This is a genomic window from Candidatus Poribacteria bacterium (assembly GCA_021295715.1).
Lineage (GTDB): Bacteria > Poribacteria > WGA-4E > WGA-4E > WGA-3G > WGA-3G.
Genome location: JAGWBV010000014.1, coordinates 13,640 through 32,654 on the forward strand (window position 1 = coordinate 13,640; position 19,015 = coordinate 32,654).

At 46.9% G+C, this 19,015-nt stretch carries 18 protein-coding genes; all 18 read left to right on the forward strand.

The genetic code is table 11. From position 1 onward, the window contains the following. Positions 1 to 115 precede the first annotated feature (115 nt). The 18 genes from J4G07_06105 (at position 116) to J4G07_06190 (ending at position 19,002) form a co-directional block, all read left to right on the forward strand. Positions 116 to 253 carry a hypothetical protein gene (locus J4G07_06105; protein MCE2413560.1) on the forward strand — a complete coding sequence of 46 codons (138 nt, stop codon included), beginning with the start codon at positions 116 to 118 and terminating at the stop codon, positions 251 to 253. Positions 254 to 264: 11 nt separating this feature from the next. Next, positions 265 to 1,281 (forward strand): bifunctional oligoribonuclease/PAP phosphatase NrnA, encoded by a 1,017-nt coding sequence (locus J4G07_06110; GenBank protein MCE2413561.1) that lies wholly within the window; start codon positions 265 to 267, stop codon positions 1,279 to 1,281. Continuing rightward, positions 1,266 to 2,258 (forward strand): bifunctional riboflavin kinase/FAD synthetase, encoded by a 993-nt coding sequence (locus J4G07_06115; protein ID MCE2413562.1) that lies wholly within the window; start codon positions 1,266 to 1,268, stop codon positions 2,256 to 2,258. The genes J4G07_06110 and J4G07_06115 overlap by 16 nt, the downstream gene beginning before the upstream one ends. A 268-nt stretch (positions 2,259 to 2,526) precedes the next feature. Beyond that, positions 2,527 to 2,817 carry a 30S ribosomal protein S15 gene (gene rpsO / locus J4G07_06120; GenBank protein MCE2413563.1) on the forward strand — a complete coding sequence of 97 codons (291 nt, stop codon included), beginning with the start codon at positions 2,527 to 2,529 and terminating at the stop codon, positions 2,815 to 2,817. A gap of 238 nt (positions 2,818 to 3,055) precedes the next feature. Further along, complete coding sequence (gene pnp, locus J4G07_06125; GenBank protein ID MCE2413564.1) at positions 3,056 to 5,425, forward strand: polyribonucleotide nucleotidyltransferase; 2,370 nt, start codon at positions 3,056 to 3,058, stop codon at positions 5,423 to 5,425. A gap of 263 nt (positions 5,426 to 5,688) precedes the next feature. Then, on the forward strand, positions 5,689 to 5,949 hold the full coding sequence (locus J4G07_06130; protein ID MCE2413565.1) for a hypothetical protein: 261 nt from the start codon (positions 5,689 to 5,691) through the stop codon (positions 5,947 to 5,949). 94 nt (positions 5,950 to 6,043) lie between these two features. Further along, positions 6,044 to 6,562, forward strand: coding sequence for a hypothetical protein (locus J4G07_06135; GenBank protein ID MCE2413566.1), 519 nt, complete (start codon positions 6,044 to 6,046; stop codon positions 6,560 to 6,562). A 31-nt stretch (positions 6,563 to 6,593) separates the two neighbouring features. Next, complete coding sequence (locus J4G07_06140) at positions 6,594 to 7,637, forward strand: hypothetical protein (GenBank protein MCE2413567.1); 1,044 nt, start codon at positions 6,594 to 6,596, stop codon at positions 7,635 to 7,637. 53 nt (positions 7,638 to 7,690) lie between these two features. Then, positions 7,691 to 8,443 carry an amidohydrolase gene (locus J4G07_06145; GenBank protein ID MCE2413568.1) on the forward strand — a complete coding sequence of 251 codons (753 nt, stop codon included), beginning with the start codon at positions 7,691 to 7,693 and terminating at the stop codon, positions 8,441 to 8,443. Positions 8,444 to 8,448: 5 nt separating this feature from the next. After that, entirely contained in the window at positions 8,449 to 9,537 is a 1,089-nt protein-coding gene (gene gcvT / locus J4G07_06150) for a glycine cleavage system aminomethyltransferase GcvT (GenBank protein ID MCE2413569.1), read from the forward strand. 32 nt (positions 9,538 to 9,569) lie between these two features. After that, positions 9,570 to 9,956: a glycine cleavage system protein GcvH gene (gene gcvH, locus J4G07_06155; protein MCE2413570.1), complete on the forward strand. Its 387-nt coding sequence runs from the start codon at positions 9,570 to 9,572 to the stop codon at positions 9,954 to 9,956. Further along, positions 9,949 to 12,819, forward strand: coding sequence for an aminomethyl-transferring glycine dehydrogenase (gene gcvP, locus J4G07_06160; protein ID MCE2413571.1), 2,871 nt, complete (start codon positions 9,949 to 9,951; stop codon positions 12,817 to 12,819). Before gcvH ends, gcvP begins: the two co-directional genes overlap by 8 nt. Before the next feature lie 245 nt (positions 12,820 to 13,064). Next, complete coding sequence (trkA, locus tag J4G07_06165) at positions 13,065 to 14,471, forward strand: Trk system potassium transporter TrkA (GenBank protein MCE2413572.1); 1,407 nt, start codon at positions 13,065 to 13,067, stop codon at positions 14,469 to 14,471. Positions 14,472 to 14,611: 140 nt separating this feature from the next. After that, complete coding sequence (locus J4G07_06170; protein MCE2413573.1) at positions 14,612 to 16,117, forward strand: TrkH family potassium uptake protein; 1,506 nt, start codon at positions 14,612 to 14,614, stop codon at positions 16,115 to 16,117. Beyond that, complete coding sequence (gene pdxH / locus J4G07_06175) at positions 16,117 to 16,770, forward strand: pyridoxamine 5'-phosphate oxidase (GenBank protein MCE2413574.1); 654 nt, start codon at positions 16,117 to 16,119, stop codon at positions 16,768 to 16,770. Before J4G07_06170 ends, pdxH begins: the two co-directional genes overlap by 1 nt. Positions 16,771 to 16,869: 99 nt before the next feature. After that, positions 16,870 to 17,568: a DUF1080 domain-containing protein gene (locus J4G07_06180; GenBank protein MCE2413575.1), complete on the forward strand. Its 699-nt coding sequence runs from the start codon at positions 16,870 to 16,872 to the stop codon at positions 17,566 to 17,568. A 181-nt stretch (positions 17,569 to 17,749) separates the two neighbouring features. After that, on the forward strand, positions 17,750 to 18,292 hold the full coding sequence (locus J4G07_06185) for a hypothetical protein (GenBank protein ID MCE2413576.1): 543 nt from the start codon (positions 17,750 to 17,752) through the stop codon (positions 18,290 to 18,292). Then, positions 18,292 to 19,002, forward strand: coding sequence for a tetratricopeptide repeat protein (locus J4G07_06190; GenBank protein MCE2413577.1), 711 nt, complete (start codon positions 18,292 to 18,294; stop codon positions 19,000 to 19,002). The genes J4G07_06185 and J4G07_06190 overlap by 1 nt, the downstream gene beginning before the upstream one ends. Positions 19,003 to 19,015: the final 13 nt, after the last annotated feature.

Sequence of the window (19,015 nt, forward strand, 5' to 3'; positions counted from 1 at the left end):
ATGCCGAATACACTCCTATTAAACCACATTTTAGACTGAATGTCAAGGAAAAAATGAACGTTTTGGTCCTTTCCAAGAGGGCGGTGTCGTAGGAAAATCAGGCATCTGCAACGAAGTGGCAGATGGTAACGGTTTCGTTGGAGAACCGACCGAAGGAAACCCAACGAAACCCCCGATTTTCCTAAACATCCCAAACCTAAAGGATTGGGTTTTGACACCGAAGTTAGATAAGAAACGCAGCGATGCTTCATGAACACCCTACAGATGGATAATACACACGAATACCAAGCACTCCTTACCTTATTTGACCAATACCATACCTTCGCGCTTTCAACGCACATTAATCCCGATGGTGATGCAATCGGTTCCGAATTGGGACTTTACCTTTTCCTTAGAAAATTGGGTAAATCCGTAAAGATATTTAACTCGGATGTCGTCCCACCTAACTACCGATTCCTCCCGTTTTGGGATAGCATTGAGAACACGCATTCCGTTGGAACATATCGTCCTGAAGTGTTGATTGTGTTAGACGCAAGTACCCTGGAGCGAATTGGAAAGGGACTTTCCCGATCCTTGTATCCTATACACAACCTCATTAACATTGACCATCACGCCACTGCAGAGGCATTCGGCGACATTAACCTCATTGTCCCTACAGCTTCTTCCACTTCAGAGATCGTTTACAAACTCATTAAACACCATCAACTCCCGATATGCGAAGCGTGTGCGCTTTGTCTCTACACAGGGTTGATGTTTGATACCGGCTGTTTTCGACATAGTAATACCACAGCCGAGACCCATCAAATTGCCGCAGAATTAATTGGGATTGGCGGCTTCACTCCGGATGAAGTCTATCGGAATGTCTATGAACAGGTCCCTGTTGCTAAAATGCACCTGTTGAGTGAGGTCCTCAGTACGTTGCAAATAACAGATGATGGAAAGATAGCATCGGTGTATGCAACACAAGCAATGTTTCGCAAAACTGGAACGGCTGCTGATGCGGTGGAGGGTGTTGTGAATCAGATCCAAGCCATTGCGGGTGTTGAGGTGGCACTCTGTGTGTCTGAGATGACGAATCGAAGTACAAAAGTGAGCCTGCGAAGCCAGGAATACGTTGATGTGAGTCAACTTGCCGCAGAGTTTCAAGGTGGCGGACACGCCCGCGCCGCAGGATGCCGGATTGCCATGCCCTACCCATTAGCCATTGCCACCCTTGTTCAAGCTTCACAACGCTACATTGATCCAAATCATCTGAGATATGGTGATTGCCAGAAGGATTGAGCAACGTGGAAAATGCCGGTAGTGGGAGCGATTCACAGGTCGCAATCACATCTTATAATCTGACGGATATAGTTGAATTTGACAGAGAGACGGCTGTCACTTTCGGTGTGTTTGATGGAATCCATCTTGGACACCAAGCCGTTATTAATGCCCTTCTTAAACGCGCTGCGCATGATAACCTTACGAGTGTATTGGTTGGTTTCTACCCACACCCACTTGCCTTCCTGGCTCCAGAGCGGTGCCCCGCTATCCTGACCCCCCTCTCCAAGCGTGTCGAAATACTTCACCAATTTGGTGTTGATGAGATCGTCATGCTCAGTTTTGATGCCCAGATTGCATCAATGTCTCCTGAATCCTTTGTAGCGCGCGTGCTTTTAGATAAATGTCGAGCAAAACACATCGTTGTTGGATATGCGTGCCAATTTGGAAAAAATCGGGGCGGCAATGCAGAACGATTGGTGGAACTTAGCAAGGAATATGCATTTGATGTTTCTATCGTGCCTCCGACAGAAGTCGATGGAGCTCCCGTCCATAGCACTCGGATCCGAGAAGCACTCGCACAAGGTGATCTTCAGCAGAGTTCCGAGTTATTGGGACGCCCCTATTCCTTGATCGGCACTGTCGTTCATGGTGAGGGACGTGGCAGGGAAATTGGGTTTCCTACTGCGAATATAGAGACCCAGAATCAAGTCTATCCGCCTAATGGTGTTTATGCTATCCGGGCAAAGTTAGAGGAACGGTGGTTGGACGGGGTATTGAATATCGGCATGCGTCCTACGTTTAACGGTGTAAATATTCAGGTGGAGGGACACTTCTTCAATTTTGATGAAATTATCTACGGTAAATGCGTAGAAATATTCTTCGTGGAGAAGATTAGAAGTGAAAAGAAATTCGCACGTCCAGAATTTCTGATTCAACAGATACACCGCGACATCGCAGCAGCGACGGAAATTCTCGCGTCGCCGACTTCCTCGTAGGTGATGCTCTTTAAACGTAGGTGTCACCAAAGGATGATGAGTTTAATTTGAATTTTGCGTTGATTTGTGATATTATATATGTATCAAATATAGGTAGAGAAGGGAACGATCTCCCGAATGCGACTTAGTTTTCATCCATAGATAATGTTTTATCAAGCCCGGATGTCTCGTCGTATTACCTTTACGAGATATCTCGCCTTGGATTTAGCAAGTTTCGTAAACTTGCTATAACAAAAGTGAGTTGTTCCACCCAAAGGAGGTGACGTAATTGGCAATTGATGCAGCAGAGAAGAAGGAATTAATCCAAAAGTACCAGACCCATCAACAAGACACTGGTTCCCCGGAGACTCAAGTGGCAATTTTGAATGCGCGTATTAAACAGTTGACTACGCATTTTCAGACCCACCGAAAAGACTATCACTCGCGCCATGGGCTTTTCCGATTGGTTGGCAAGCAGCGCCGCTTGTTACGGTATCTTTACAAGAAAGACGCAACACGCTATTACCGTTTAATTAATGAGCTTGGAATTCGTGACACTATCGGATCGAGGAGGAGTTAGATTTTATACGGGTACCGAGCGAGTTTGTCGTCTCGGTGCCAAGCGGGCCCACACCAGTCTTATCTTGCGATACATGTCGTAGGAATTGTCAGAGCGGTATTGTATGATGTTTAAAGATTAGACACATTGCTTGCAAATCGACGAGACTTTTCCGGTGACGGCTGTTCTTAACCGCTTTTTACAGTCTATACTTGGTGACACGACGAAATAAATAGGAAATACAGGAGTAGTATATAGAATGAAAGTTGAAATGCAACTTGGGAGCGAAAAGTTATCAATTGAAACCGGAAAAGTTGCGAAACAGGCAGATGGTGCCGTTTGGGTGCAATACGGTGGAACGGTTGTTTTAGTCACGGTGGTAGCCGATGATGCTGAACATGACCTCGATTTCTTTCCTTTAACCGTAGATTACCGTGAAAGGGCATACGCCACTGGAAGGATACCGACAGTTTACGGTAGGCGCGAACCACGTCCAGGAACATCAGAACAGTTGGTCGCTCGTTTAATTGACCACTGCATTCGCCCTCTCTTTCCAAAGGACTTTAAAGCTGAAGTACAAGTTTTATGTAACGTGTTTTCATCGGATGGTATTCATCCAGCAGATGTTCCTGCTCTTATCGGAACCTCTGCGGCATTGTCGATTTCCGATATCCCCTTTAATGGACCCGTTGCTGCTGTCACCGTCGGAAAAGTTGAAGACCGGGTAATCATCAACCCGACTTACGAAGAGTTGCACGCCTCAAGTATAGAATTGTTCGTCAGTGGCAAAGCGGATGCCGTTATGTCTGTCGAAGGTGGTGGACATGAAATCCCTGAAGATGAAGTCATTGAAACAATTATCACCGCCCACACGCAGATACAAGAAATCATCAAACTTCAAGAGGGGTTAGCTGCGGGTTGTAGTAACACAAAACGCGACTATGCCTCTAAAAGTGTCAAGTCTGACCTGAGTAGTCGTGTTCGAGATCTCGCGACGACCCGTATTCGGGAATCGATCGGGATGTCAGACAAGAAGTCGCGTGAGGATTACCTCGAACAGGTGCAGACAGAAGTACTCTCAGAAATTCTTGAGGATACACCAGAGGAAGTCGATCCGAATGCAACAAAAGATACCATCACCATCTTAAGTGAAATCGAAAAAGAAGAGATGCGTGAAGCGATTCTTACGCAGGGGAAACGTGTTGATGGTCGAGGTGTAACCGACATTCGCCCGATTTCAGGAGAAGTGGCATTACTTCCACACACTCACGGCTCCGCTTTGTTTAGCAGAGGGCAAACACAGGCACTCTGTGTAACAACACTCGGTACATCCGGTGATGAAGATGTACAACGCGGTCTTGATGGCGAAGTAAGACGCTCCTTCTTTTTACATTATAACTTCCCACCCTTCAGTACGGGGGAAGTCAAACGCATGATGGGACCCGGGCGCCGCGAAATCGGACACGGGGCACTCGCGCAAAAGGCACTGGAACCGGTCATCCCGGATAAAGAAGATTTTCATTATACCATTCGAATCGTCTCTGAGATTTTGGAATCTAACGCCTCATCTTCAATGGCAACTGTCTGCGGTGCAACACTCGCACTGTTAGATGCAGGTGTCCCACTTAAAAGACCCGTTGCGGGGATCGGTGTCGGTCTTATCAAGGAAGGTGAACAGGAAGCCATCCTTACCGATATGCTCGGAACTGAAGACTTTCTCGGCGATATGGACTTCAAAGTAGCCGGAACCAGTGAAGGTGTCACGGCTATACAGATGGACATCAAGATTGAGGGTGTTACGCCTGAGTTGATGCGTCGGGCAATTCATCAGGCAAGAGAGGCGCGTCTTTCAGTCATCGAACAGATGAATGCTGTCATAGCTGAACCGCGTGCGGAGTTGTCCCCCTACGCCCCTCGCATTTATTCTCTCCAAATTGCGCAGCAGAAGATCAAAGATCTCATTGGTCCGCGTGGTAAAACTGTGCAGGGCATCCAAGAAGAAACAAACACGACCATCAATATCGAAGATGATGGGACTGTCGAAGTTGCTGCGACAAGCGCAGAAGATGTGAAACGTGCAGAAGAGAAGATTCGGGCAATCACCGCTATGCCTGAGATTGGCAAGGAATACACCGGTAAGGTGGTCCGCACGGCACCCTTTGGAGCGTTTGTTGAAATCCTGCCCGGTAAAGATGGACTTGTTCATATTTCACAGATGGGAGACGGATATGTCCGTCGCGCAGAGGATGTTATGCAGGTTGGTGACGAGGTTACCGTTCGCATTCTCACGATTGACGACCAGGATCGCGTAGATCTGACACTTGTTGCCGCAGGTGGTGTCCCTGTTGCGGAACTGAATATTGGATCAGATGACGATCGCGGCGAGGTCGGATCCGATTGGAATGCTTCCAGAGAATCCCGAGACTCCGGTGGGCGCTCTAACTACCGTGATAATCGTGATAACCGTGATAATCGTGATAATCGTGATAATCGTGATAATCGTGATTACCGTGACAGACGTTCTAATGACTCACGCGAACGGCGCGGGAATCGCTATGATCAACGTGACAATTCTCGCGATTTCCGGAATCAACGCTCACCGCGCATTCCCAAAGGGCGTTCTCGGTAGTACAAAACGCATTGTAACAACCAACTCACATAGAAATCGAAGTAGGGTGAAGGGCAGTTCCTTTACCCTATTTTTATATTTAAGCCCCAATACCATTGGCTTTCGGTAATTGATCTTGTAGTCAAATCGGATTAAATATTTTGCATGTTCCCCGCACTTATGCTATAATATGAACATTATAAAGCGATCTGATCTTTAGGCAAAAACGATACAGCCGCCCGTATAGACGAAGTAAAACACACCACCGAAATGAGGATAAACCGATGAGATCACGACGGAATCTAACGAAACACGCTTTTGATAAAGGCGATTTACTCGATCAGAGATGGCTCACCTATCTTTTAGCCGTTGTTCTAATACTCCTTGTTCTTGTCTTTGTTGTGCTATTGTCGCCGACTTATAAACGGTACGTTGTTGATACTGTCAAATCTGTGTTTTATGGTGGAAAACAGACAGCACCACGACCGAGAGCTGCCCCAGTAAATTTTCAGCGACCTGTCTTAATAAAGGGGCTAATGTTTTAAACGGAACAGACAAAAATTGGGCGATTCGGAGGCACGAAACTAACTTTAGGACACCCGTCGGATCGCGTTTTCCGACAAAATTCGGGAGAGAAAAATGTCTAAAACGTTGTTCATCTTAGTAGGATTACCGATTTTGTTAATTTTGATTTCTGGGTGCGGTTATGTTTCCAAATCAGAGTATCTGGAACACATTTCAACCATTCGTATTACACCTATTGAAATCCTGGATGCTGATTTTGCTTATGATAACGCCTCACAGCGCCCTAATGATGAAGTCATCCATGAGAAACTCACCCAACGCTTCAACCGTAAATGGCGAGACGGAAACGATGCCGAATTTACGATGCGGATACAGGATTACAATGTAAAGGAGCACGGATTCGGACCTAACGGCGAGGTCGAACTCGTGCGGATGACGCTTCAGATAGAGTATCAATTTATAGATAGGATCCGGGGTCAAATTATTGACGAAAGTGATAACTACCTCCAAGTTCACGATTTCTATATTGTCCCAAATCGGGCTGAACCGATGGAATCCGGTGAAGAAGCCAGAAGGCTTATTGTAGAAGAGTTGATTGAGGACCTTTACAATCAGTTGGCTGAGCAGTGGTAGTAGCAGAGCTGAGTGCTGGAGTCCTCGTCCCATGAAACATAAAACAGAATTCCCTTCTCAAAGACTTCATCGTTTTTCACTTTGCTTGGCTTTTTTTTGCAGTTTGGTGCTGATCTCGTGCGGTGAAGAGCACGGAAATTGGACGGCTGTTCAACAGGAGGGTGCGTATATTTACGGGGTCTGGCACAGCACGACCTTGAAGAGAGCGGAACAGGCGATGCAGGAGGTTTTTGAAAACATTCGGAGCACATCGATACAGCCGACAGAATCGCGAAAGGTGCGAGACGTTGGGAAAACAGATACTTCGCCTGAACTTCTCTTACCGAGCGATGGTGAAATATTGGATTGGGTACAGTCGCGCGCACCATCAACCAACGAAGGCAAAACCCTTTATCGGTATAGAGCCGCGGAACCGGATTTGTTCTACGCTTACGGTTTCCAGCGGCAGGCGGAGGTGGAGTACCAAACGCCTCGATTCGGTTCAAAGCCTTTGATTTTGCTCGAAATTTTCGATATGGACACACCTGAAAATGCATTTGGGATTTATAACTTTCACATCTATCCGCAAGTAAAATTTGAATGGGTGGGCAGCAAGGCGATCCTTTCGGGCGGGTATCTCCGGTTCTCAAAAGGGAAATATTTTATTCAGATCGAAGGCTACGAATTCGCGACGGGTATTCGTGAAGCGATGATTCTACTCGCCAAAAATATCGCCTCACGGATTAAAGAACCTGCTTCAGAATCACCAATGCTTACTTTACTTCCAAGCAATAAGATGAGTGGAAGCGTCAAGTTATTCCGATCGAATTGGGCACTGCGTCAAATTTACAACACGTTGCCCGTCAATGTGCCAGAACTGAGTGATACAGCCGTCGGCGTATCTGCTCGTTATCAGGATAATCCAGATTTAAAAAATTGGATGGAGGCACAGATCGTTTTTATCATCCGTTTTCCCGACGCTTCAGTGGCAGAATCTGCCTATACTGCTTACCAAGATTCTGTGATGGAGAAGGCTCTGCCTCTTGAAGTTGGCACAACTGGACCGATCCTTGTGAACGAACCTTTAATTCCCTAAAGTTTTAACTCACGTCGTTTCTCCGCAAGGAAAATTAAAAATAGGAGTTTCTCATGCGAGGAGATTTTGAAGCGTATCTCAACGATTCATTTCGTGATGAAGATGGAAACCTGAATTTAGCATCACTGTTGGCATTAGAAGATGAAGCCGACATGGATGTTGCGGTTATAATGCCGAATACCCAACCCCTTCCCCAAAATAGTGAACTTGCCGAGGCAATCCGCGGTAATTCGCGTGCACTCGGCTGTGCACTCGTGCATCCAACGGAACCAGAACCCGTTGAGCAGGTTAAGTTGGCAGCCGAGGCATGGGGAATGCGCGGCATCAAACTGATGCCTGCAGTTCACAACTACAACGTGGATGATGAAATGGTGCGTCCTATCGTTGAAGCTGCCCGTGATTACGGACTTATTGTCTCAATTCATTCCGGACCCAACAATTGCCATCCCAACCGGATCGGAACTGTGGCAAGTTGGGTGCCAGAAACCCCAGTTATCATGGATCACATGGGATTTCCGGACGATTTAGATTCTGCCATCACTGTCGCAAAAGCGAACAAAAATATATCGTTGGGGACGACTATCTTACGCTTTCATCGGCGGTGGGGAACGGATCCAGACGCGGTTGTTCCAACGGAAGTAAAAGACGCAGTTGATGCGCTTGGACCTGAACAGATAGTCTTCGGTTCTAATTTGCCTGAGTACCGTCCCATTCAGGTTATCAACGCCCTGAAGCGTTTGGAACTCGGCGATGATGCTGAAGCACAGATTTTCGGTGGAAATCTCGCTCGTATCTATGGACTTTAAAAAAAATGAAACGAACGCCCCTTTATGAGGTTCACAAAGGTCTCAATGCGAAATTCACTGAATTCGGCTCTTGGGAGATGCCTCTCCAGTATAGCAGCATTGTTAAGGAACATTTGGCTGTCCGGAGCATCGTCGGTTTGTTTGACCTCTCGCATATGGGAGAGATTGAAGTTTCTGGACAAGGCGCGAACGAATTGGTGCAGAAACTCAGCACAAACGATGTGAGTCGTTTAAGCAACGGGCGTGTGTTGTACACCCTATTCTGCAATGAAACAGGTGGAATCGTTGACGATTTACTCGTTTACCGACATGCTGATAACTGTTATATGCTTGTGGTCAACGCCGCCAATATTGAAAAAGATCTGGCGTGGGTGGAGACCTATAATGATACAGGCACAGAAGTAAAAGACATATCTCAGGATACGGCTCTCATTGCGCTACAAGGTCCACAGGCAATAGACCTTCTGAATTCTTTCGTTCCTGAACGAGATGTCTCCGAGATTCCGTATTTTCGGTTTGTGCTCGGTGAAGTTGCGGGCATCCCTACCGTCATTTCACGGACAGGTTATACAGGGGAAGTTGGCTTTGAGTTATATGTTCCTGCAGCGGACGCCGAGCGCTTGTGGGATGCTCTGTATCCTGTGGTCATCGCGGTAGGCGGTCAACCCGTTGGGCTTGGTGCGCGCGACACATTGCGTCTTGAAGCCGGACTTCGTCTCTACGGCATGGATATGAACGACAACACGAATCCGTTTGAGGTTGGACTGGGTCGATTCGTGAGACTTAAGAACCGACAATGTATCGGCAAGAGTGCACTCCTTGCACAGAAAAGGAAGGGCATCACGAAACAACTCATTGGATTTCAAATGCTTGATCGTGCTGTGGCGCGTGCTGGCTATACTATTTATCAAGGCGATGAACGCATAGGTTGCGTGACCAGCGGTGCTCCTTCGCCGAGTCTCAAATGTAGTATCGGTTTCGCCGCTATCGAATTGCGAGCTGGATCTGAAAATGAAAAAATTGATGTGGAAATTCGTGGTAAACTGCACCCCGCTAAGATTGTGGAGGTGCCTTTTGTTTCAATGGGAACGTAATTTTTTTATAAACATACAATAGAGAACATAATATGATTCCACAAAATTTAAGATATATGGAAAGCCATGAGTGGGTTAGACAGCAGGACGACATTGCTACTATCGGTATCAGCGATTATGCGCAATCGGAAATTCAGGATATCGTCTATGTTGAATTGCCTGAAGCTGGCACTGAACTCACACAGAAAACGGAATTTGGCGTGATAGAATCTGTCAAAGCCGCATTTGACCTCTATGCCCCTGTCAGTGGGGAAGTTATTGAGGTAAACGAATCCCTCCTTGATGCGCCAGAACAGGTCAATGAATCCCCTTATGATGAAGGATGGTTTCTCAAAATCAGGATGACTGACGCCAGCGAACTTGACGCGCTTCTTGATGCTGATAGTTATCAGGCACATATTGAGGCGGAACATGGATAAAAAACAGAAAAACGGAAGATCTTTCACAGATCGACACATCGGTCCTCGTTCAGAAGATATTGAATTGATGTTGTCAACGCTCGGTTATTCTTCAATGACTGATTTCATCGAAGATGTTGTGCCGGCGGACGTTCGTTTATCTTCCTCTTTCAGTTTAGATGGAGATGTCTCTGGGTTTTCAGAGTCGGAGGTGCTTGTTGCACTAAAGAAACTCGCTTCTCAAAACCAGGTCTTTCGCTCTTTTATTGGAATGGGGTACTATAATTGCTTTGTTCCACCAGTCATCCAGCGAAATATTCTGGAAAACCCGGGTTGGTATACCCAATACACACCCTATCAAGCCGAGATTTCACAGGGACGTTTGGAGGCACTGCTTAACTTCCAAACAATGGTGATTGATTTAACCGGTTTACCGGTCGCGAATGCTTCTCTTCTGGACGAAGCAACTGCCGCGGCTGAGGCGATGGGAATGTGCGTGGCAAATGCACCGAAAAAGATCAGTCGAAACTTTTTTGTGTCAGAAACCTGTCATCCACAAACAATCGCTGTTCTACAAACCCGCGCTGAACCCCTCGGCATTGAATTACAAATCGGGGACCATCGTGATGTCAATTTTGACACACCGATCTTAGGCGCTATCGTGCAATATCCCGCCACAGATGGTGCTATCTACGATTACAGTGAGTTTGCTGAACAAGTGCATGCCGCTGGCGGTTTATTCGTTACTGCGACGGACCTGTTGGCACTAACGCTCTTACGTCCTCCCAGTGAGTTTGGTGCTGACATCGCTATCGGTAGCGCACAACGGTTTGGTGTGCCGCTCGGATATGGCGGTCCCCACGCAGCCTTTCTTTCCACACATGAAGAGCTTAAACGGAGTATCCCCGGACGGATTGCGGGTGTTTCTCAAGATGCGACCGGCAAACCGGCTATCCGCTTGGCACTCCAAACGCGGGAGCAGCATATCCGACGCGAAAAAGCGACGAGTAACATTTGCACCGCACAGGTTCTGCTCGCTGTGATGGCGGGGATGTATGCAGTTTATCATGGACCCACAGGACTTAAGCAGATCGCTGAACGCGTCCACTCCCTCACTTGCACATTACGGGCAGGACTTGACAAACTTGGGTTTGCAACAGGGAAATCACCCTGTTTTGATACCCTCTGCGTTGGTGTTCCGTCAGGAACAGTTGAGGCGTTACTCGAATCTGCACGTGCAAAACAAATCAATCTGCGGGCAATTGATTCAACACATATCGGTATCTCTTTAGACGAAACGACAACATCTGCTGATGTCGAAGAAATCCTGCGGGTATTTGGTGCGCGGACGAGTTTGGAAAGCGTTCCTGTAGGGGCAGGTCTTGTGCCTGTCCTTCCAATAGATTTGCAACGGAAGAGTTCCTACCTTACGCATCCTGTTTTCAATAGTTACCATTCCGAAACCGAGATGCTTCGCTATATCCACAAGCTTCAAACCAAAGATCTTTCCCTCGTGAATGCTATGATACCGCTCGGTTCTTGTACGATGAAACTCAACGCAACAGCAGAGATGGTACCGGTAACATGGAATGAATTTGGCGAACTCCACCCGTTCGCACCACAAGAACAAGCAGAGGGGTATCAGACACTATTTTCACAATTGGAGACGTGGTTAGCTGAAATAACCGGCTATAGTGGTATCTCATTGCAACCGAACGCGGGTTCACAAGGGGAATATGCTGGACTGTTAGTCATACGAAAATACCACCAGAGTCACGGAGCGTCACATCGGAATGTCTGTCTCATACCAACATCTGCTCACGGCACAAATCCCGCGAGTGCAGTGATGGCAGGTATGCAAGTTGTCGTTGTCACGTGCGATACGGATGGAAATATTGATCTCGAAGATCTCCAATTAAAAGCTGACAAGCATCGTGAAAATCTCGCTGCTGCCATGATTACATATCCTTCAACACACGGGGTTTTTGAAGAGAAAATTCGAGAAATTTGCGATATTGTCCATCAATCCGGTGGACAAATCTATATGGACGGCGCGAATCTGAATGCCCTTGTTGGCATCGGACAGCCAGCAGATATTGGCGCGGATGTATGCCATTTGAACCTCCACAAAACTTTCTGTATCCCACACGGTGGCGGCGGACCGGGGATGGGACCCATTGGAGTTAAAGCGCATCTGACAGATTTTCTACCGACACATCCACTTGTCTCTGTCGGTGGTGATGCTGGAATTGGTGCCGTGTCTGCTGCGCCGTGGGGAAGTCCGGGAATTTTGCCGATCTCTTGGGCATATATTGCGATGATGGGAACGCAAGGACTTACAGCCGCGACAGAAGTTGCAATTTTGAACGCTAACTATATTGCCAAACGGCTTGCCCCGCATTATCCTGTCCTTTATACTGGAAAGAACGGCTTAGTTGCTCATGAGTGTATCATTGATTTGCGTACCTTCAAGAAGAGTGCTGATATAGATGTGACGGATGTCGCAAAGCGACTGATGGATTATGGATTCCACGCACCGACTGTCTCTTGGCCCGTCCTGGGAACGATGATGATTGAACCGACGGAAAGCGAATCGAGAGCGGAATTAGAACGGTTCTGTGACGCTCTCATCTCAATACGTGAAGAGATAGCGGAGATTGAGGCGGGTGTCGCTGATCGGGTAGACAATGTGTTGAAGAACGCTCCGCACACTGTAGAGATGGTTACACAATCTGAGTGGCGGCACTCCTATTCCCGTGAGAGCGCTGCGTTTCCGAAACCTTGGGTCCGCGAGGCTAAATTCTGGCCAGCAGTCGCACGTATCAATGAGGTTTACGGAGATAGGAATCTTATGTGCGCCTGCCCACCACTTGACGAATATTAAAACGCAAACTAAACCAGTATCGGATTTATGTACCAAAAAGTTGAAACGTCCATTGTTCCTCCGCAAGGTACAATTGGCAGTTAGCGATTAGCGGTTAGCAGTCAGTAAAGAGGTCTTAGTCTCACACAGTTTACTTCTTAAGATAGCATCAAGACCCGTAGCTCACAATGTAATGGAGAGCGGATTTAAGGGACGCATTCGATAGTTGAAACGTCCTTTGTTCCTCCACAAGGTAAAATGAAAAAATGAAAGCGATAATTATAGGCGCAGGAGAGGTTGGATTCCATATTGCCAAACTTCTCACTGTCCAAGCTAACGATGTTGTTCTCATTGATGAGTCCGAGGCTGCCTGCGACCGAGTGAATGAACAATTGGACTTGCAAACGCTGCACGGATCCGGGGCATCCCCGCGTCTCCTGAAAACCGCTGGGATTGACGAAGCGGATCTCATCATTGCCGTTACGAATAGTGATGAGATTAATATACTCGCTTGTCAGATAGCCGGCAGATCCGGTGTCCACACAAAGATCGCGCGGGTCTCAAATCCTGACTACTTCTCCACGGAGAGTGGACTCACGCCTAAAGATTTCGGTATTGATCTTCTGGTGAATCCAGAGCAGCGCTGTGTTGCTGAATTTGTCCGACTCTTGCAGATCCCTGAGGCACGGGAGATTGTTGAATTTGAAGAAGGAAGAGTCCAGCTTGTTTCCTTTCGGACCAAACAGTCAAACCCGTTAATAGGAAAACCGCTCGCAGAGCTGGATGCAAGTGGTCTGCTTGCTGATATTCGTTTTGCTGCTATTAGTCGTCGTGGAAACCCCAATAACGGTAACCCGATCAGTAACGGCAGCAGACACATTATCATTCCAAGGGGAGCTGATGCTTTGCGACAAGGCGACGAGGTCTTTGTTATCGGCAGTGCGTTGGCAGTTGAGCAATTATTACGCATTAGCGGTATTACATTTAACCAGCAGCTGGACCGTGTTATCATTGTGGGTGCGAGTCCCATCGGTATTGGACTCGCCCGTGCGCTTGAAGAAAACGATACCAACGTCAAACTCATTGAAGCCGATCAAACACAAGCGCGACTTGCATCCCAAATGCTAAAGCGCACCACCGTTTTGCAAGGCGATTATCTTCAATTCAGACTCCTTGAAGAGGCAGGTATAGAGGGCGTTAACGGATTCGTCTCCGTTACAGGGGACGATGAAAACGATATTATGGCATGTATGACTGCCAAAGAGAACGGTGCTCAGCGTGTCCTCGCGCTCGTTCAACGACCAAGTTATCTTCCCTTGTTGGCACGGATTCCAAGACTTGATGGTGCCGTCAGTCGACATCTCACAGTTGTTAGCAATATCCTGCGGCTCATCCGTCGTGGCAATATAATTTCTGTTGCCTCGCTTCACGGTATAGATGCCGAAGTCATTGAAATTGTTGCTGGCGTCAACGCGAAGATTGTCCACAAGGAACTCTCCTCTTTCAGTACAAAATTTCCGGAAAATGCATTTATCGGTGCCGTTATTCGACGGGAAAAACTCATTATCCCGACCGGTCAATCTGTTATCCAACCTGCAGACCGCGTTATTGTCTTTAGTATGCCCGGTGCGATTCCGATTGTTGAAGATCTGTTCGAGGAGCGGAGAGACTAAATGGTTGTCAGTCGTCAGCGGTCAGTTATCGGTAAAGAGATGCTCTTGTGAAATCTATCCCAGTTCGGAGTATTCCAATAAACCGCAAATTGTTACATCAAGCCCTCCCAACCCACAACTGATAACCGATAACTATTAAAATGAGTCTTAAATTAATCGCCTATACGCTTGGGAATCTGCTAATTTGTCTCGCGGGAACGATGCTGCTTCCTTTGGGAGTGGCTATCTATTATCAGGTCCATGCGGGTGAAACCGAGAGCAATTTGATGGCATTCGTCATCTCGACAATATTCACCTTAATTGTTGGTTTGGCTCTCCGTTTTAGTATTCGCGCACGACAGGAAGAACTCGGCATCCGTGAAGGTTTCGCAGTCGTTGCTTTGGGATGGGTGACAGTTGCCCTGTTCGGCTCACTGCCCTACATATTTGCGGATGTGTTTCACGTTGATGGTCGCTCATCGTGGGTAGAGTTTTCCTTCTGTTATTTTGAATCTATGGCGGGATTCTCGACTACAGGTGCAACTGTCCTCACCGAAATTGAACATCTTTCACACGCCGTGCTTTTCTGGCGGAGTCTTTCCCACTGGCTCGGTGGGATGGGAATTGTTGTGCTTGCCGTCGCGATTCTTCCAATGCTCGGCATCGGGGGTATGCAGCTTTTTCGCGCTGAGGCTCCGGGACCGCAGACCGATCGACTCACGCCCCGTATTGCACAAACCGCTAAACTTCTCTGGGGCGTTTATCTCCTGCTCTCTCTTTTAGAAACAGTGCTACTCATGCTCGGCGGAATGTCGCTTTTTGACGCCCTCTGCCATACCTTTGGAACGATGGCAACAGGCGGATTTTCAACGAAAAACCAAAGCATTGGATACTACAATAGTGTTTATATCGATATGGTTATCAGCGTCTTTATGTTTCTTGCCGGAACTAATTTCGCTCTTCATTACCGCGCCCTACGTGGTGATGTCAAAGCCTATTTCCAAGATACAGAATTCAAATTCTATTGTATCGTTATCGCAGTGAGTATCACCTTAATCTCATGGAATACCATTAGATTTCAGGTCGATGGGGAAATCCCGTATGATTCCATGTGGACATCGCTACGCTATTCTACATTTCAGGTCATGTCTATCATCACGACTACTGGCTATGGGACTGCTGACTTTGAACAGTGGCCCGCCCTGTCCCAATTTATCCTTGTAACACTTATGTTCTACGGCGGATGCGCCGGTTCCACTGGTGGCGGTATAAAGCAGGTTCGATTCCTACTCCTTATCAAACAGAGTGGTGCCGAAATTAAACGCCTCCTCTTCCCACACGCTGTGCTGCCTATTCGCGTTAACGATCGAGTCGTCCCTCCCGAAGTGATGACAAATGTTCTCGGTTTCTTTTTCTTTTTTATCGGGATTTTTGCGATTGTAACGTGTATTATGGCAACTTTGGGGCTTGACCTTGTGAGTGCCGCTGGCGCGACAATCGCTACGATGGGAAACATCGGTCCTGGTCTCGGCAGTGTGGGACCAACTGATAACTACGCGCATATTCATACAGCTGGAAAATATGTTCTATCCTTCTGTATGTTACTCGGACGTTTAGAACTTTATACCGTCCTTATCCTCTTTTCACCGAATTTCTGGAAAAAATAATGAAAAAAACGAACACTGATAAACTACGCAGAGAATATAGAGCAGATGATGGACACCTGCTTGAAGAGAATGCTTCTCCTGATCCGTTTGAACAATTTGAAAAATGGTTCTCAGATGCGATTGCCGCCAAACTCGATCTGCCAGATGCCATGACCTTAGCAACGGCAACGCCACAAGGTATTCCATCTGCTCGAATGGTGGTTCTCAGAGGCTTTGATGCAAGAGGCTTCTGTTTCTACACCGATTATGAGAGCCAAAAGGGAAAGGAACTTGCGGAGAATCCGAACGCTGCGTTGGTATTCTATTGGCGTGAACTTGATCGGCAGGTCCGCAGCAGCGGCACTGTCGAAAAAATGAATGCTGAAGAATCAGATGCTTACTTTGCCTCCCGACCTCTCAGCAGTCAACTCGCCGTGTGGACGGAACGCCAAAGCCTTGTAATTACGGGGCGAGAAAATCTCACGGAGGGGTATCAGCAAGCAGAACAGACATATTCACAGGATACCATTCGGCGTCCGGCGCATTGGGGTGGATACCGACTCGTGCCGAATCTGTTTGAATTTTGGCAAGGGTGTCCAAACCGCCTCCATGATCGGCTCTGTTATACGCTACTGCCTGATGGAACATGGGAGATGAAACGTCTATCACCGTGAGTCCATCGTCCTGAAATTACAATGTAGCATGAACTATTAGTTTGTGATACGATAGGACGTATCAGTATATTGTGGATTTTGCTATAAAGGAGACTGGAGATGCAACTCACATCCATTATAGTCCTACTTTTTCTGCTTCCCTTTTCTGTCTTGGCAGGAACATTTTTGGAAACATTTGATGACAAAGATTTACAAGATTGGCAGGCTCTTACCATGGTGAATCTTGATGCTGCTCAAGCTGCTTGGGAGGTCCTTGATGGCCAACTTCAGGGGATAAGTCAGGCATCCTTGGTGAGTTTACTTACGATAGGGGATAAGGCATGGAAAGATTACATCGTCGAATTTGATGTCAAACCTATAAAAAAACATGGTCCAGGAAGCATAGCGATTGCGGTACGAAAGAAAAAGACATGGATCATAACATGTATGATCGGTGACATGGAGTTTCCAGATCCAGAATCAAAGGCTATCTGTTTCAGCGGTGACTTTCACGATAATAGATATGTGGTTCTCAACAGCGAAGCCGCTCCGTTGTTAACATTGGAAACATGGTCACATCTGAAATTGAGCGTTCATGGTACAACCTTTACCTTCTGGATTAATGGTAAGCGGATATTGGAAGCTAGAGATCAGGAAGCTAATTTTCTGACAGGTGGTATCGGTTTTGGGCTAGCGAACTATACGGCGCGCTTTGATAACATCACTATCACCGGCGACACTATTCCGAATAAGGGGCGGTTAGCCGTAACGCCCCAAGGAAAACTCGCGGCAACGTGGGGAAACTTGAAGCGGTTTTAGCCATCAGGATCCCGTGCCAATGCTGGAGCACGTCCCACGATCTGTCTTAACAGAGAAGTAGATTAGCGCGGATAACGCAGATTTTGCGGATTTAGCAGTCGTTTGTATTTTGCTTTTTCTTTATTTGAAAAATATGCTAAAATAATCTAACCTATTAACTAACCGAAAACGGAGATTTACCATGCGAAATAGGCGAGCTATACTCATCGGAATTCTGTGTGTTCTTTCTGTTGTCTCTGCTGCGTATGGGCAAGCTCCATCGGATTCGGGCGTTATAACGGTTACCAAAGATATAGATGTGTCGAAACTCGCCGAAAATGTAGAAGAATTGAACAGGAATATGAAAACTTTGACTGAAACTATTACGAAACTCGAAGGGAGTGTAACTGCCTTGAATACAACTGTGGTCGATATGCAAATAAGAATCGCAGGAATTGAGCGAGACACAAAAAATAACACTCGCTGGCAGTATGTAATCCTTGCAGGGATTTTCGGTCCCTTGTTGCTTTCTGTTTATGAAAAGAGGAAAAGGAACAAGGACGATAAGACCACTTCTACTCAAGTTGTTCAACCTAATCAGAGCACGGCTGCTGCTACGAATCCCGCACCGATAAGTGAGGACAAAACTGCTCCCTCCCCAACAGTGCCCTCAAAGTTCCCCGAAGGAAAAGAGTTGGAAGAGTACTTAAAGTCCGATTCTCATGCCACAAGCGAGAAAGTCTAATGGAAAGCATTAACAATGCAAATGGCAATGTCGAACCTGCCGAGAGCTACCTTAATAAAGGTAATGTGCTGCTCGATCAGAAAGATTATGAAGCTGCTATTTCGGCGTATGATAAAGCACTCGACCTAAACCCTAACCTTGCTGATGCCTATTTTAAGCGAGGGAATGCCAAGGACGAGATTGGACACTACTTTGAGGCTATTTCGGATTATGACGCTACTATCCGTCTCGACCCTGACGCTGCAAATGCCTACTACAATCGAGGGGTCTCGAAATCTAAGTTAGGGCATCCTGAAGCCGCTATTTCGGACTACAATGCATCTATCCGTCTCAATCCAAACAATGCAAATGCCTATAACAACCGAGGGATTGCGAAGGACGAGATTGGACACTACTTTGAGGCTATTTCCGACTATGATGCCGCTATCCGTCTCAATCCAAACGATGTAAATGCCTATAACAATCGAGGGATCTCGAAATCTAAGTTAGGGCATCCTAAAGCCGCTATCCTTGACTATGATGCGGCTATCCGTCTCAATCCAAACCCTGTAAATGCCTACTACAACCGAGGGAATGCCAAGACGAAGTTAGGGCTCACAGATGATGCCAAGCGAGATTTTCAGACAGCATTAAATTTGGCGGAAAAGATGGAAGACGAAGAACTGAAGTCCAAAATTATGAAAAGATTAGAGGATTTAGAGACGCGATAATCCTTGTAACCGA

Coding starts and splice junctions, on each gene's coding strand:
- J4G07_06110 (MCE2413561.1), top strand. CDS start 265: ATGGATAATACACACGAATACCAAGCACTCCTTACCTTATTTGACCAA.
- pnp (MCE2413564.1), top strand. CDS start 3,056: ATGAAAGTTGAAATGCAACTTGGGAGCGAAAAGTTATCAATTGAAACC.
- J4G07_06130 (MCE2413565.1), top strand. CDS start 5,689: ATGAGATCACGACGGAATCTAACGAAACACGCTTTTGATAAAGGCGAT.
- J4G07_06135 (MCE2413566.1), top strand. CDS start 6,044: ATGTCTAAAACGTTGTTCATCTTAGTAGGATTACCGATTTTGTTAATT.
- J4G07_06140 (MCE2413567.1), top strand. CDS start 6,594: ATGAAACATAAAACAGAATTCCCTTCTCAAAGACTTCATCGTTTTTCA.
- J4G07_06145 (MCE2413568.1), top strand. CDS start 7,691: ATGCGAGGAGATTTTGAAGCGTATCTCAACGATTCATTTCGTGATGAA.
- gcvT (MCE2413569.1), top strand. CDS start 8,449: ATGAAACGAACGCCCCTTTATGAGGTTCACAAAGGTCTCAATGCGAAA.
- gcvH (MCE2413570.1), top strand. CDS start 9,570: ATGATTCCACAAAATTTAAGATATATGGAAAGCCATGAGTGGGTTAGA.
- gcvP (MCE2413571.1), top strand. CDS start 9,949: ATGGATAAAAAACAGAAAAACGGAAGATCTTTCACAGATCGACACATC.
- trkA (MCE2413572.1), top strand. CDS start 13,065: ATGAAAGCGATAATTATAGGCGCAGGAGAGGTTGGATTCCATATTGCC.
- J4G07_06170 (MCE2413573.1), top strand. CDS start 14,612: ATGAGTCTTAAATTAATCGCCTATACGCTTGGGAATCTGCTAATTTGT.
- pdxH (MCE2413574.1), top strand. CDS start 16,117: ATGAAAAAAACGAACACTGATAAACTACGCAGAGAATATAGAGCAGAT.
- J4G07_06180 (MCE2413575.1), top strand. CDS start 16,870: ATGCAACTCACATCCATTATAGTCCTACTTTTTCTGCTTCCCTTTTCT.
- J4G07_06185 (MCE2413576.1), top strand. CDS start 17,750: ATGCGAAATAGGCGAGCTATACTCATCGGAATTCTGTGTGTTCTTTCT.
- J4G07_06190 (MCE2413577.1), top strand. CDS start 18,292: ATGGAAAGCATTAACAATGCAAATGGCAATGTCGAACCTGCCGAGAGC.